Origin of the sequence: Duganella margarita, from assembly GCF_009857535.1 — a bacterium.
GTDB lineage: Bacteria > Pseudomonadota > Gammaproteobacteria > Burkholderiales > Burkholderiaceae_D > Rugamonas > Rugamonas margarita.
Genome location: NZ_WWCS01000027.1, coordinates 28,299 through 42,430 on the forward strand (window position 1 = coordinate 28,299; position 14,132 = coordinate 42,430).

General features: G+C 58.0%; 15 protein-coding genes. 12 read left to right on the forward strand and 3 right to left on the reverse strand.

Annotation, left to right across the window (positions count from 1 at the left end):
• The first annotated feature begins 40 nt into the window (after positions 1 to 40).
• Positions 41 to 1,879 (forward strand): glycoside hydrolase family 16 protein, encoded by a 1,839-nt coding sequence (locus tag GTP55_RS26490; RefSeq protein WP_161047785.1) that lies wholly within the window; start codon positions 41 to 43, stop codon positions 1,877 to 1,879.
• 16 nt (positions 1,880 to 1,895) lie between these two features.
• Here the strand turns inward: GTP55_RS26490 and GTP55_RS26495 are convergent, their stop codons facing one another.
• From GTP55_RS26495 to GTP55_RS26505, 3 genes are read right to left on the reverse strand one after another with little or no spacing between them, the layout of a single operon-like run.
• On the reverse strand, positions 1,896 to 3,095 hold the full coding sequence (locus GTP55_RS26495) for a BT3233 family polysaccharide utilization protein (RefSeq protein WP_161047786.1): 1,200 nt from the start codon (positions 3,093 to 3,095) through the stop codon (positions 1,896 to 1,898).
• Between the two features lie 13 nt (positions 3,096 to 3,108).
• Entirely contained in the window at positions 3,109 to 4,509 is a 1,401-nt protein-coding gene (locus GTP55_RS26500; protein ID WP_161047787.1) for a glycoside hydrolase family 88/105 protein, read from the reverse strand.
• 49 nt (positions 4,510 to 4,558) lie between these two features.
• Positions 4,559 to 5,776 (reverse strand): MFS transporter, encoded by a 1,218-nt coding sequence (locus GTP55_RS26505; RefSeq protein ID WP_161047788.1) that lies wholly within the window; start codon positions 5,774 to 5,776, stop codon positions 4,559 to 4,561.
• A gap of 72 nt (positions 5,777 to 5,848) precedes the next feature.
• On the opposite strand from GTP55_RS26505, the gene GTP55_RS26510 reads away from it, so the two are divergent.
• The 11 genes from GTP55_RS26510 to GTP55_RS26560 all read left to right on the forward strand — a co-directional run bounded on the left by GTP55_RS26510 (position 5,849) and on the right by GTP55_RS26560 (position 14,048).
• Positions 5,849 to 6,301, forward strand: coding sequence for a winged helix-turn-helix transcriptional regulator (locus tag GTP55_RS26510; RefSeq protein ID WP_161047789.1), 453 nt, complete (start codon positions 5,849 to 5,851; stop codon positions 6,299 to 6,301).
• A gap of 96 nt (positions 6,302 to 6,397) precedes the next feature.
• Entirely contained in the window at positions 6,398 to 7,588 is a 1,191-nt protein-coding gene (locus tag GTP55_RS26515) for an acyl-CoA dehydrogenase family protein (protein WP_161047790.1), read from the forward strand.
• A gap of 9 nt (positions 7,589 to 7,597) precedes the next feature.
• Positions 7,598 to 8,734 carry an acyl-CoA dehydrogenase family protein gene (locus GTP55_RS26520; protein WP_161047791.1) on the forward strand — a complete coding sequence of 379 codons (1,137 nt, stop codon included), beginning with the start codon at positions 7,598 to 7,600 and terminating at the stop codon, positions 8,732 to 8,734.
• A 90-nt stretch (positions 8,735 to 8,824) separates the two neighbouring features.
• The gene (locus GTP55_RS26525) at positions 8,825 to 9,223 is read left to right on the forward strand and encodes a GFA family protein (protein WP_161047792.1); all 399 of its coding nucleotides are present in this window, start codon (positions 8,825 to 8,827) and stop codon (positions 9,221 to 9,223) included.
• A 4-nt stretch (positions 9,224 to 9,227) separates the two neighbouring features.
• Positions 9,228 to 9,716 carry a hypothetical protein gene (locus GTP55_RS26530; protein ID WP_161047793.1) on the forward strand — a complete coding sequence of 163 codons (489 nt, stop codon included), beginning with the start codon at positions 9,228 to 9,230 and terminating at the stop codon, positions 9,714 to 9,716.
• 237 nt (positions 9,717 to 9,953) lie between these two features.
• Positions 9,954 to 10,490 (forward strand): hypothetical protein, encoded by a 537-nt coding sequence (locus GTP55_RS26535; RefSeq protein WP_161047794.1) that lies wholly within the window; start codon positions 9,954 to 9,956, stop codon positions 10,488 to 10,490.
• Between the two features lie 20 nt (positions 10,491 to 10,510).
• Positions 10,511 to 10,867: an Imm10 family immunity protein gene (locus GTP55_RS26540; protein ID WP_161047795.1), complete on the forward strand. Its 357-nt coding sequence runs from the start codon at positions 10,511 to 10,513 to the stop codon at positions 10,865 to 10,867.
• Positions 10,864 to 11,118: a DUF5076 domain-containing protein gene (locus tag GTP55_RS26545; RefSeq protein ID WP_161047796.1), complete on the forward strand. Its 255-nt coding sequence runs from the start codon at positions 10,864 to 10,866 to the stop codon at positions 11,116 to 11,118. Before GTP55_RS26540 ends, GTP55_RS26545 begins: the two co-directional genes overlap by 4 nt.
• 205 nt (positions 11,119 to 11,323) lie before the next feature.
• Positions 11,324 to 11,686 carry a VOC family protein gene (locus tag GTP55_RS26550; RefSeq protein WP_161047797.1) on the forward strand — a complete coding sequence of 121 codons (363 nt, stop codon included), beginning with the start codon at positions 11,324 to 11,326 and terminating at the stop codon, positions 11,684 to 11,686.
• 699 nt (positions 11,687 to 12,385) lie between these two features.
• Entirely contained in the window at positions 12,386 to 12,727 is a 342-nt protein-coding gene (locus GTP55_RS26555; RefSeq protein WP_161047798.1) for a hypothetical protein, read from the forward strand.
• Between the two features lie 367 nt (positions 12,728 to 13,094).
• Positions 13,095 to 14,048 carry an alpha/beta hydrolase family protein gene (locus GTP55_RS26560; RefSeq protein WP_161047799.1) on the forward strand — a complete coding sequence of 318 codons (954 nt, stop codon included), beginning with the start codon at positions 13,095 to 13,097 and terminating at the stop codon, positions 14,046 to 14,048.
• Positions 14,049 to 14,132 lie beyond the last annotated feature (84 nt).

The window sequence follows — 14,132 nt, forward strand, 5'->3', positions numbered from 1 at the left end:
CGTTTCCAAATTGCGAGGAGTGATCATAAAAGGAGACATAATGAACCACCAGAAATTCGTTTTGTCCGCCGTCGCTGCCAGCATTGCGCTGGCGTATGCGGCCCCCGCATTAGCCAGCGTCACCAGTCCCGTCATCGGGCAGTTACTGTGGTCCGAAGAGTTCAACGGCGCCACCCTCAACACCAGCCTGTGGAATACCTACGACGGCAACGGCTGTCAGATTAACCTGTGCGGCTATGGCAACCAGGAACTGGAATACTACAGTCCCAACAACCTGTCGCTGGTCAACGTGCCGTTCGAGCCGAACACGCGCGCGCTGGCGATCCAGGCGCGCAGCCAGACGGTGGGCAGCAACGTGTTCACCTCCGGCAAGCTGGACTCGTTCAACAAGGTGCAGGTGCAGTACGGCATGGTCGAGATCCGCATGGCGACGCCGGCGCTGGGCACCGGCTTGTGGCCGGCCGCGTGGATGCTGGGCACCAGCCCGCAGGCGTGGCCGCGCAAAGGCGAGATCGACATCGTCGAGATGGGACATAAGGCCAGCAGCCGCGCGGCGGCCGGCACGCCGGCCCCGGCCATCGACAATTTCACTGGTGCGAATGTGATCACCTGGCAGCAGGCCGCTTGCGTGACCGGCAATGAGAGCTGCGCCGCCTCCACCGCGTGGCAGACCAAGAACTGGTACACGCCGGCGCAGTCGCTGGCTAACCGCTTCGTGATTTATCGCTTCTACTGGACCGAATCGCAGATGCGCTTCACGGTGGTGGATAACGGCCTCGAATACGATATGTACAACAGCCCGCTGCCGGTCAACTCGACCGCGTTGCAGGCGCCGTTCTACCTGCTGTTTAACCTGGCCGTGGGCGGCAACTTTACCGATGCGGCCACGCCGGCGCAGGTGACGGCGCCGTTGCCAGGCACCATGTATGTGGACTACGTGCGCGTGTACCAGCTGGACGGCAAGGGTTCGGTCAAGCTGGGCAACCAGACGCCGGCGGAAGTGGGCAAGTTCGGCGTGTTTACCGATAACACCGTGGTCAATAACAAGCTGGTGGCGGGTAACACCTCCGACGTTTTCGTATGGAACAACGCCTCGACCACGACCGGCACCATACCGCCGTATGAGGGCGCGAATGCGTTGTCGTGGAGCTTCAACCAGCCGGGCTCGTGGTTTGGCGGCAGCGTGCAGTCGCACCAGGCGCGCGACATGAGCGGCTTCCGCAACGGCAATCTGAAATTGAAGATCAAGATTCCGGCCAATGTGGCGTTCACGGTGGGCATTCAGGATACCTACACCAATCAGAATTCCGTGAAATTCCCGGCCAACGCCACTACCTACGGGCTGGTGCGCAATGGCGACTGGGGCACGGCGACGATACCGATTACCGACCTGGCCGGACCGAAGGTGGCCTTGCAGTCGATGCTGGATATGTTCCAGATCGCCAGCGACGGCGCGGCCTTGCCGCAGTCGGCGTTCCAGATGTCGGTGGACGACATCATCTGGGATAGCGGCGTGGCGGCGCCGACGCCTACTCCGACACCAACCCCGACGCCAACGCCAACGCCAACTCCGACGCCAACACCAACACCAACGCCAACGCCAACGCCAACGCCAACGCCAACGCCAACGCCAGCCGCCGCACAAGTCAGCGCCACGATGCTAAAGTTCTCGCTGACCAGTTCAAGCTGGGCCGACGTGCACTACACCGTCAACAACGGCGGCCAGCAGAACGTGCGGATGACACAAAATGCCGGCGTCAACAGCTACACCGCCGGCGGCCTGAAGGCAGGCGACGTAGTACGCTACACCTTCACCTACTGGGACAGCGCCAAAAACTACGCCGTCGACACTGCCCAGCAAACCTTCACCATGCAATAAAAAAATCACCCCGTCTTTATGGCGTGACGGTGGCTTTCAGCGGGTGGGTGGCGCGGGCGGTCATGAGTTTGACTTTCTCTTGCCACTCGGCCGCCGTCTTGACGTGGCCGGCGCGGTCCCAGGCCGCGCCGATGTAGTAGCGCAGCGGTTTGCCGGATTCGACCGGCGCTACGATCAGCTCGTTCAGCGCGTCTTCGGTGATGCCGCTGGCGCTTGGCAGCACGATGGCGGTGCCGAACGCGCCCTTGGTCGCCTGGGTGACCCACTGCGTCAGCGCCACGCCATCACGGCCGACGGCGATCTTTTCCTCCTGGTTCTTGTCGGACGGTTTCTTGTTCAGGCCGACCGCCACGTTCAGCTGCTGCGGGCCGCTGAAGGTGAAGGTGCTGTCCATGGTGTCGAAGTCCTGGCCGGCATCGATCGTGAAGCGCTTGACTTCGCTGACCTTGGCGCCGGCCGCATCCCAGCTGTCGTAGTTGAGCTCGAAGATGGTGCGGATCGGACCGTTGGCCAGCACTTTCCACGACGCGTAGTTGCGGCCGGCATACAGCTGCTTGCCGTCCCACACGCCGGTGCCGCCGGCGCCGCGCGACTTGCCGACGTTGTACATGTCCATGCCTTCACCCTCGTCATGGTGATAGTGGTCGTGGCCCTTGTTGTACCAGCGGTCGACGATCGGGTAGTCGACGCGCTTGAACCAGATGTCCAGTCCGCTGGTGACCAGCACTTCCTTGCCGACGCCGGCCGTGTCCGGTGCGGCCAGCGCCGGGCCGTAGGTGCGGTGCGCAACATGGTCGTTTTCCCAGCCGAAGTCATCCAGCCGTTCCGGCACGAAACGGGCGAAGGTTTTGGTGGCGAACGGTTGCGTGACGGTCTCGGTTTTTTCCACCGTGAAGGTGGCCTGTTTCTCGCCCGCGGCAAAGCTGTGCTGGAAGTACAGCTCGCCATAAGCGACGCCGATGCCTTTCGGGTCTTTGGCCTGCGGCGCCACATTGCTAACCTGATACGGCAGCACATTGCCCTGGCTGTCCTTGACGGCGATCTTCTGGATCAGCGCGCCGGGCAGCGCGCGGTTGATCTCGCTCCACGTGATGGCGATGGTTTCCGATGGCCGCGCCAGGTCGAGGTCGTTGCTGACGGTGATTTTGGCCAGCTCGGCCGCCTGGGCAGCGCCGCTGCTCAACAGGACGGCAATCGGCAACAGATAGGTGCGCATGGTGGTCGTCCCCTTATTCATGGCTGTAGTTGGTGGCGCCGGCATCTTTCGGCACGTAATGGTAGGTGCGCAGTTTGACCTGGACATCGATCTTCGGATTGTTGATCAGCCTGATCATCTCGGCGCCGGCCAGCAGCGCCGGACCGTAGCCGTGCAATGCGTCGACGCTGGTCGGACGGTTGTAGTAGTAGATCTGGTCGCTGGCGAAGGTGGTGCCGACGCAGGTGCCTTCCACCTGGCCGCGCGAATTGATGCGGGTCGTCAGGCCGACCCATCCGGCTTGGGCGATCGAGCCGTAGGTGGCGGCGCTGACCCAGCCTTCATTGACGGCGTGCGCGATCACGTAGGTGAATATCGCGCTGGCAGAGGTTTCCAGGTAGGAGTCGTTACGGTCCAGCATCTGATGCCACAGGCCTTCGCCCGATTGCAGTTCGGCGATGCCGCGCAGGGTAGTGCGCAGTTGCGCCAGCACTTTCGGATAGCCGGGATGGTCCTTCGGCAGCACGTCCAGCAGGTCGCTCATAGTCAGCACCGCCCAGCCGTTGGCGCGGGCCCAGTAGAAGCGCGGCGCGTCCGGATTGTTGGCGTTCCAGCCGTGGGTGTACAGGCTCAGCTGCGGATTGAACAGGTAGTGCGTCATCTGCAGCACGTTCTTGACGGCGTCGTCATAGTATTCGCGCTTGCCGGTCAGGTGGCCCATTTCAGCCAGCGCCGGCACGCCCATGTACATATCGTCGGCCCACAGCGACACCGCTTGCGGACGCTGGCGCGCCAGCGTGCCGTCCTTCAGGCGGAACTGTTTCCTGGCGACCCAGTTGCTGCACGTGTCGATGAACTGGCCCATGTCCGGCCCGACTTTGGCGAACCTGGCGCGGATCATGGCGGCGCACATCGAGCCGGCGTCATCCAGCGAGCGCGGATCGATCACGCGGGCGAAGCTGTTGGCGCGCTCCAGGTGGAATTGCTGTTCCTGCGCCTTGAAGTACGGGTACTTGTCGGCGATGAACTGGAAGTGGCGCGCCGTCATGGCGGTGAATTTGTTGTCGCCGGTGACGGCGGCCGCCTTGATCAGGCCGGCATGGACGACGCCCATTTCGTAGACCTGGAAGTTCCATTCCGCGCTGCTGGGCTCGACGACGGCATCGGCCACCGGCTGGCTGAAGTCGGTGATCTGGATGCCGGTGCTTTTGTGGACGATCTTGGTCGGCGTGGTGGTTTCCAGGTAGCCGCGAATGCGGTCCATCGAGGCGGTGATCTCGGCGACGGTCGGCTTTTTGTACGGCACCGGGTAGGTGCCTTCGCCGGCGTCGTAGACGCTTTTGTTGTCCGGGTTGCGGTACGGGCCTGCGGCGTGGACGGGCAGGGCGAGCAGGGTCGCGGCAACAGCCGCAATCAGGGCGGATGGGGAAGTCACGGGTTTTTGTCTCTTTATTTTGGTAAAACGTTTATTTGGTCAGACCATTCTAGATTGGTCCGGCCACTTTTGCAATCCGGACAGGCCACTTTGTGACGTGCCAGAACAGCAGCGCCGTCAGGCTGAGTCCGGCGCCCAGCAGACAGACGCCGGACCAGGCAGCCGTGGCATAAACAATGGTCGCCGCCAGCGCACCGGCGCCGCTGCCGATGGCGTAAAACAGCATGTAGCCGCCGATCAGCCGGCTGTGCTCGGTACCAGCGCGCAGGATCAGGCTCTGGTTGGTGACGTGCAGGGCTTGTACGGCCAGGTCCAGCGCCAGGATGCCGATCAGCAGTGCGGTCAGCGAGTGTGGCGCGAATGCCAGTGGCAGCCAGGACAGCAGCATCAGCGTGAGCGCGACGGCGCTGGTGTGTTGCGCGCGGCCCTGATCGGCCCAGCGTCCGGCGCGGGCGGCGGCCAGCGCACCGGCCAGGCCGACCAGCCCGAAGGCGCCGATGGTTGTGTGCGAATAACCGTAGGGCGGGGCGCTCAGCAGAAACACCAGCGCGCTCCAGAACGTGCCGAACACGGCGAACATCAGCAGCGCGATCACGCCGCGCACTTGCAGCACGCGGTTGCGCCAAAGCAGGCTGAACAGGGATACGAGCAGACGCAGGTAGGATGCCGACAGCGATGCGGCCGCGCCAGCCGCACGCTGTGGGGCAGCATTAGCCGCGACCTGCACCGGCAGCGCGCGCCACAGCAGCAAGGCCAGCGCCAGCATGATGGCGGCCGAGACGGCATACACACCACGCCATCCGGCCTGATCCGCGACCAGCCCGGCAAACACGCGCGCAAGCAGCAAGCCTGCCACCACGCCGCTTTGCGCCGCACCGACTACGCGTCCGCGCTCGTGTCCGGCGGCGGCGCTGGCTGCGTAGGCAATCAAGCCCTGCGTCATCGCCGTGCCCAGCATGCCGACCGCCAGCATGCCCGCCATCAGCGACAGCGTGCCCGATGCCAGGCAAACGCCCACCAACGCCACGGCCAGCGCCACCAGTTGCGCCAGCATCAAGCGCCGCCGTGGCAGCAGGTCGCCCAGCGGCACCAACAGCAGCAACGCCAGTACGCTGCCAAGCTGCGTAATGGTGATGACGCCGCCGACCGCCGCATGGCTGATGCCAAAATCCGCCGCCAGCGCATCCAGCAACGGTTGGGCGTAATACACATTGGCGACACTCAGCCCGCTAGCGCAGGCAAACAACAATACTAAAGAACGCGGCATGATCGGCCTCCAAATCTGGTTGCAAAACAAAACTGGTTGCAGCCTACCGTAAACCAGTTTTAAAATGCAACCATGGCCAAACGAAAATCCCTGCAACAAGACGATTGCCCTGTCGCCCGCGCGGTCGACCTGGTGGGCGACCGCTGGTCGATGCTGATCGTGCGCGACGCGCTGGACGGCATCCGCCGTTTCGGCGACTTCCAGCGCAACCTTGGTGTCGCCCGCAACATCCTGTCCGACCGCCTGAGCTTGCTGGTGGAGGAAGGCTTGCTGGCGATCCAGCCTGCTTCCGATGGCAGCGCCTACCAGGAATACGTGCTGACTAGCAAAGGCGAGAGCTTGTTCCCGGCTATCCTCGCGCTGCGGCAGTGGGGCGAACGGCACCTGTTCGCCGCTGGCGAAGCGCATTCCGTGCTGCTGGAAAAAGACAGCGGCAAGCGCGTGAGCGTCATGCAGCCGCGCGATCACGAAGGCCACATCCTCAAACCGGCGCAGGCGATGGTGAAAAAAATCGTTAGAAAGTGAACAAATTTATTCAAACCGTCGCCCTTTTAAAGAACATGGGAGTACAATTATTTGAACGGTCGTGCTTTTTTATCGGCTGAATAATAAGGAGACAGCATGGATTTGACTTACACGGCGGCGGATCTGGCGTTTCGCGACACGGTGCGCGCATTCCTGGACGCCAACCTGCCGAGCGACCTGCAAAAGAAAGTCCGCAACCACCTGCGGCTGGGCCGCCAGGACTACGTGCGCTGGCACCAGATCGTCGCCCGCCAGGGCTGGTCGGCGCCGGCCTGGCCAGTGGAATACGGCGGCACCGGCTGGACAGCGACCCAGCGCCACATCTGGGAAGAAGAATGCGCCCGCTCGGGTACGCCGCCGATCCTGCCGTTTGGCGTCAACATGGTGGCGCCGGTCATCATGGCTTTCGGTAACGAAGCGCAAAAAGCCCATTACCTGCCGCGCATCCTGAATTGCGACGACTGGTGGTGCCAGGGGTATTCCGAGCCAGGCTCGGGTTCTGACCTGGCGTCGCTGAAGACCACCGCCGAGCGCGCCGGAGACCACTACATCGTCAATGGCCAGAAGACCTGGACCACGCTGGCGCAGCATGCCGACATGATCTTCTGCCTGGTGCGCACCGACAGCACCGTGCGCAAGCAGGAGGGCATTTCCTTCCTGCTGATCGACATGAAAACGCCGGGCATCACAGTGCGTCCCATCATCATGCTGGACGAAGACCATGAGGTGAACGAAGTCTTCTTCGACAACGTCAAAGTGCCGGTGCAAAACCTGATCGGCCAGGAAAACAAGGGCTGGACCTACGCGAAGTATCTGCTAGGACACGAGCGCACCGGCATCACCGCCGTCGGCCGCTCCAAGCGCGAACTGCTGTTCCTGAAAAAGATCGCCGCCGAACACTACAAGCACGGCAAGCCGCTAATGCAGGACCCGGTGTTCTCGGCCAAAATCGCCAGCCTGGAAATCGACCTGATGGCGCTGGAAACCACGGTACTGCGCGTGATCACGCGCGAATCGCACGCGCCGGGGCCGGAAGCGTCGATGCTGAAGGTGCGCGGCTCGGAAATCCAGCAGCAGCTGACCGAGCTGATGGTCGAAGCGCTAGGGCCGGGCGCGCTGCCGTTCGACACCGACTATCTGGAAGGCAAGGCCGATCACGCGGTGACCGGCGATGACGCCGCCGCGCCGCTGGCCGGCTACTACTTCAACTACCGCAAGACCTCGATCTACGGTGGCTCGAACGAAATTCAGAAAAACATCATCACCCAGATGATTCTGGGCCTGTAAGGAGCGGCAATGGATTTCACTTTCAAGGAAGAACAGCAGCAGTTCGCGGACGCGCTGCGCCGCTGGGTGGACAAAGACTACACCTTCGACACGCGCAAGCGCATCGTGCACTCGCCGAGCGGCGTGTCGGATGTGGCGTGGAATATGCTCGCCGAGCTGGGCATGACGGCGCTGCCGGTGCCGGAAGCGCAGGGCGGCTTCAGCGGCAACGCGGTCGACATGCTGGTGGTGATGCAGGAGCTGGGGCGCGGGCTGGTGGTCGAGCCGTACTTCGCCACGGTGTGGGGCGCGAAGTTTTTGCAACTGGCCGGCAACCAGCATCACCGGCTGGAAGATGTGGCCAAGGGCGAGCTGAAACTGGCATGCGCGCTGGGCGAAAAACATTCCCGCTACGATCTGGCGGACATTAAAACCATCGCCGGCATCAATGGCGAAGGTTATCGCATCGACGGCACCAAGACGGTGGTGATCCACGGCGGCCAGGCCGGTGCGCTAATTGTCTCCGCCCGCAGCGCCGGCACCCAGCGCGACACCAATGGCATCAGCCTGTTCGTGGTGCCGACCGACACGCCCGGCGTGGTGATCCGCGACTACCGCACCATCGACGGCCAGCGCGCGGCGACGGTGCAGTTCAATCATGTGGCGGTGCCGGCGTCGGCGCTGCTGAGCAAGCTGGGCGGCGGCTGGGACATGCTGGAAGAAGCGGCCGACTACGGCGTCAGCCTGCTGTGCGCGGAAGCAGTGGGGGCGATGGAAGCGCTGTTCAACGCCACGCTGGAGTATGTGAAAACGCGCAAGCAGTTCGGCCTTGCCATCGGCAGTTTCCAGGCTTTGCAGCATCGGATGGCGGATATGTACATCCACCTGGAACAGGCGCGTTCGATGGCGATGCTGGTGGCGGCGCGCATGGTGTGCGATGCCGAGGAGCGGCGGCGGGTGGCGTCGGCGGCCAAGGTGCGCATTGGCCAGGCGGCCAAGTTCATCGGCCAGCAGGCGGTGCAGCTGCACGGCGGCATGGGCGTGACCGACGAACTGCCGGCCGCTCATCACTTCAAGCGCTTGACCATGATTGAGCAGACATTGGGGGATGTGGATCATCACCTGGAACGCTTCGCGGCGCAGCGAGGGTTCCAGCAGCACTCCTAAGAACATGCCGAAAACTTCGGATCAAGTCGAAATTGCCATATAGGCAATCAGCTGTTAAAGTTAGGCGATCCGTAGTCTAGTGGAGTGCGAGTGAAGACCTATCATGGAAGCTGTCATTGTGGCGCAGTTCGGTTTGAGTCAGACATTGACCTGAGTCAGGGTTCAATCCGCTGCAATTGCTCCATCTGCGCCAAGATACGGTTTTGGCCCGCCATCGTGCAGCCCAGCGCGTTTCGCCTGCTGGCGGGCGAGGATGAGCTCACCAAATATCAATTTCTGACCAAGACAGACCAGCACTTGTTTTGCAGGCACTGCGGTGTTCGTTCTTTCGGTATCGGGCGTTCGCCTCGCTGGGGCGAGTTCTATGCGGTGAATCTGACTTGCCTTGACGATGTGACGCCAGAGGAGCTCGTGGGCACGCCCATCACTTATCTGGACGGCAAAAACGATAATTGGGAAGCACCACCAACCGAAGTCCGTCATCTTTAAATTTATGAATACAGCGAACCTCAGCCTGATTTTGCTGCTGGTGGCAGGCGCGCCCGCCCATGCGCAACACCCGCTTGAGCGACAGGTGGCGCAACTCAAACCCATCGCGATCGTGCCGTTGAAGGAATTGGAATGGCCGGCCGGAACACTCCTTTGCCCGCTCACGCCGTACCAACATGCGCTGCCCGGCGCTTCAACTACCGCGCAGCGGGTCAATGCTTTCCTTGAGAAACAGCAGTTTCGAGGCGACGAGGGCCACTGGTCGCTGGTGGTCGTTAAGCCGGCGCCTGCAGGAATCGAGCAACTGGTCTTCAAGCGTCACAACTATGATGTCGTCACCTCCTCGGAGCAGCTAAGCGCAGCAGCCGACTCCGTGCCCGCCACATTCGAACCCAAAGAATGCGTGGAGGTGCAGAAGGCGCGCCTTCTGGTCACGCGCGGTCGCGCTTCGCATCGAACACTGATCAGCTTCGGATCAGAGCAACTGCGATGAGAATTTAAGATATGGCTACTTGGCAATTTGATCTGTTCTTAATTCCCAAAGGCGAAGCGATGCCGGTGGCCTCCGAACATGGTCTGGACATTCCAACGCTACCAGCCAATCCTCGTGATTTTATCCATGATACTGACTAGCGTTTACCTCTATCCAGACGTCGTGGAATTTCGTACCGACGCGGCGCTAACTTTCAGAAATCAAACGCGATTTCTTTGTAACTACGTTCAGCGCTTTGTGAAATTACTGAAAGTTCAAACGAACGGATTCAATCGGATCTGTGTGATTTGCAAGAGTGACGCGACAGAGTTGAGTTACATCAACTCCTCAAAGACGCTGGTAGTCGAAGTGCCGTTTGATATCGCGGAATATGAAAAATGCAGGGAAGATGAACTCCCAGAGTATTTTATTAGCTTGCTGGAGGCGGGCGTAAAGAAATGTAGCAGGGACCAGCATGTACCGGCAGATATTTTTCTGGAAGCTATTCAATCATTCAGGAAAGATCGCTATCAGAACAAATGGACCCACAAAGTTAAAATGTTTCGCTCGGCTGGAATCAAGTGCAAACTGGATTGCGAACTCGACCTTTTTTGCTTTCGCCTGACACTTGAGGTCGAGCGGGGTGATATGTACATCTTTTCACAAGAAATTCTGAAAACCATCCCGGATGAGGTTGTTTATGCGCATCGGTTTAAAGACATAAAATTGGACGGGCAAAACCTGACTGTGTACGACAAATTTGACAAGACTGTTTGGGAAATGAGCGTCGTTTGAACTGTGTGAGGGCAGAGAAAATGAATTTTGAACTTACCGCGAAATCTGTTTCGCTTCATGAAGAAGACGGAACTTTAGTGTTTGCTTTTAGTGATGACGAACCGGGTGGCACCCGTTACCTCATGCTACAACATGCGTTATGTCCTGAGGAACAAGATATCCAGCTCGGGCTGGACGGCTTATACATCGAGCGCGACGACCAAAAGAACGGCTGCTATCACGGAGTACACGCAATAAAACGTATCGATGATCATATCGAAATCGACTTAACCGAACATGGCATGCAGAAATTGGGTGTCGATAAGATAATTATTACACCTACACCCTGGACTCCGATAATTGACCAAGGTTTGTCACGTCTTATGGACTTTGTATGAATGAACGCCCAATTCCTTCCGCAGCGCGAAGAGACATCGATGCTGTCGAAATGCTGCGTGTCTGGGTCGCAGAGAAGCAATTGCACTGTTCGCTAAAGATTGGCATGTACAGAGATGGTATGGGCATTGATGAGGAATTGGCTTGGGGCACAATACTCGCAGACGCTGCCAGGCATATATTGAAAGCTCTTCACCTTGAAGATGCAAAAAGCGGAAGCGGCTGCTTTACAAAAAATTCTCCACAGCTTTAACGATGAGGTCGCTGAACCTACCTCAGATGCTCAAGGTAAATTTATATAATCTGCTGACTTCGGGCGATCGGGACGCCAGCAAAACTCGACTGTGTTACACACAACATAGATTGCTATTTTGTGCAGTTGTGGCCGAAGCTCACTACGTCGACACGGGCGGAGTGCCGGTGAGTATTGAGCAACAGTTTGTGACTGGGAGAAATACATGTCTGATTTCACCAATGTTCGATTTACACTTGCAGTTCTGGACTTAGCCAGCTCGACGAACTATTACACATCGGTCCTTGGCCTGACCATTGACTTTACCGCACCGGGGTGGACCTTTCTATCCCGAGGTAGCTTTCGCGTAATGCTGGGCGAGTGTGTGGATGCTATGCCCCCATCGAAGCTAGGCGACCATTCTTGGTTTGCATATGTAACCGTCTCGGACGCTTCCATCTTATTTGCCGAGTACCAGACTTCGGGCGCAGAGTTCACTCAGGCGCTTTCTGACAAGCCTTGGGACATGCGCGAGTTTGGCATTCGCACAATTGATGGCCATCGCATCATGTTTGGTCAGGAGCTATAGCCCAATTGAGCCATGCCGAGATCGGCCATAAGCAGACCAAAGTTTTATTGAGGCATGACATGCACTTTTTCACTATCCTAGTTAAGGAACTGAATGAATAAGCCATGGTTTGGTCCGAAGCGAATTGGGGTTGGTATCTCTCCTGTGAGTTGGGAGGGATGGATTTGTGCGTTGGCTTTTATTGCTCTATTGGCCGCGCTACCTGCCATTTTTCAGATGCACAAGTTTTGGTTGTCAACTGTTGCTGTATGTGCAGCGCCCGCATTTTGTTACGTAATCTATAAAACATATGATGGTAAGCGCGAGAAATAGGTAGATAATGGTGGCGAGGCTGGTGACGGCTAAAAGCCGCCATCCAAATCTGAACAGGTAAGTTGACAAATGAGTTTGTAAGAACATCAGTTCCGCAGAGAGATTTCCCCAGCTACACGAGAGGAACTTGAGCAGTTAATTTCCGACGGCTACTGGATTCACAAGGAATGGTGTAACGGCATCGAACTGAGGAAGGGTAAGAAATTTCGTGGCTAGGTCCTGTTCTTGCAAGTGTTGTGTCCAGTATTGTTATTTCCAGGGTTCATGCGTGGCGTGGTCCACAACCTTTGCGGCTATCGATACCGCCTGATAGTGACTATCGATGCCGGTGAACCGAAAATTGTGGTCTGACACCGGCCATAAAACGATCAATCAGCATAGCTATCTATGGAAAAAATAGAAATGCCTCATGCAGCGTACGTAGGTGTCCTTATTTTAATTTTCATCTGCTTCGTGATGGCATTCACGATTACAGGAATTATTTTCTGGGAGTATTGTTCAGTCGTTGCTACTGCCGAAGGGCGTTTGGAAGAGTTATTGAATGATGCGATTGGTGCCGATGGCTGGGGGCCATATCATACCGAGTTATTTATAAGATTGTATAAGATCGAAAATTGCAATAGTGAGAATATTTTAATATTAAAGCGAAGAGCAAAATGGGGATTTAACATTTTTCTAGCTATTGGATTTTCATTCTTTTTTGTTCTTTATTGCGCAGGAGTAATTTGAATATAAATATTTCGCTTTCGGCCAAAAGCCGACGGTCATGAAGTAATCTTTGGAGATGTGCAAGCAAGTGAACTGTGCCGAATTATGCCAAGTGTTCTTGAATCACACACCCATCGACGGCGTTGTGCATTCATATAACGGCCATGTTCAAATAGCGAATGGCGCTCGGTTCGCCCAACAATACTGTGTTGGCTATTTACGGATTCAGCGGTTGCGGCGATAGCTGGATCCGGAGGCAGCAGCGACTCGTACCGCATACCGCCGCCTAGATGCATTTGGCGAAGCTGACCTGCATTTTGTCGCATCGTTCAGCGCGGCGGCTCGGTTATCCAGAGAATGATGGTTTCTCTTTTTATGAAGGCCATCTATGAAAAATCTGATTTTGCTTGCCATGCTGTTGTCTGTGACATTGTTTACGCAGGCTGCAGGATTTCAGCGTAGCATCGTGGCAAGCGCTCACGGCAAACCGCTGACAATTGGTATCTGGTATCCGAGCAAGGCTATCCCTAAACTGGCTTCGATGGGCCCAATCTCAATGTCGGTGGCGGTCGATGGAGCGGTGGACGGGCGACGGTTGCCTTTGATCGTGATGTCGCATGGGACTGGCGGCTCGTTCTTGGATAATCGTGATACGGCGATCGCGCTTGCTGATGCTGGCTTTGTGGTTGTTGCGGTCACGCACACTGGAGACAATTATGAGGATCAAAGCCGTAGCACCTTCATCATGGACCGGCCGAGTCAGATTAGCAATGTGATCACCCATATGTTAGCCAACTGGGATGTGCTCGACCCGGCACGCATAGGCATGTTCGGCTTTTCTGCCGGCGGTTTTACGACGTTGGTCGCCATCGGCGGCATCGCGGATTTTTCCAAGATCAGCCCGACGTGCCGCGATCACCCGCGCGATTTCCCTTGTCAGTTGATGGCTAAAGCCCCCACAGGCATAGCTATGCCGGATACGCGCGATGTACAGGATCAGCGCATCAAGGCTGCTGTAGTGGTGGCGCCGGCATTGGGCTTCACGTTTGCACCTGATGGGTTGAAGGGCGTGCGTATACCTGTGCAGCTGTGGCGCGCAGAGAATGATGTGGTGCTGCCGCATCCACGCTACGCCGAGGCGGTGCGTATGGCGCTTCCACAAGCGCCGGATTTACATGTGGTCCCGAACGCAGGCCACTTTGATTTTCTCGCGCCCTGTAGTGCGGCGCTGGCGAAAATCGCGCCAGCCATCTGTGAAAGTGCGCCAGGTTTCGACCGCACTGCCTTTCATCAGATATTTGATACGGCGGTGGTAGACTTCTTCGGTACGAATCTAAACTAATCGGCGGCCATTAGAGGGGCATTAACCCGGTTATACAGCGGATGTGGCTCACGTAGCCGCTACGATGGTTGAGTGTTGCTCCCA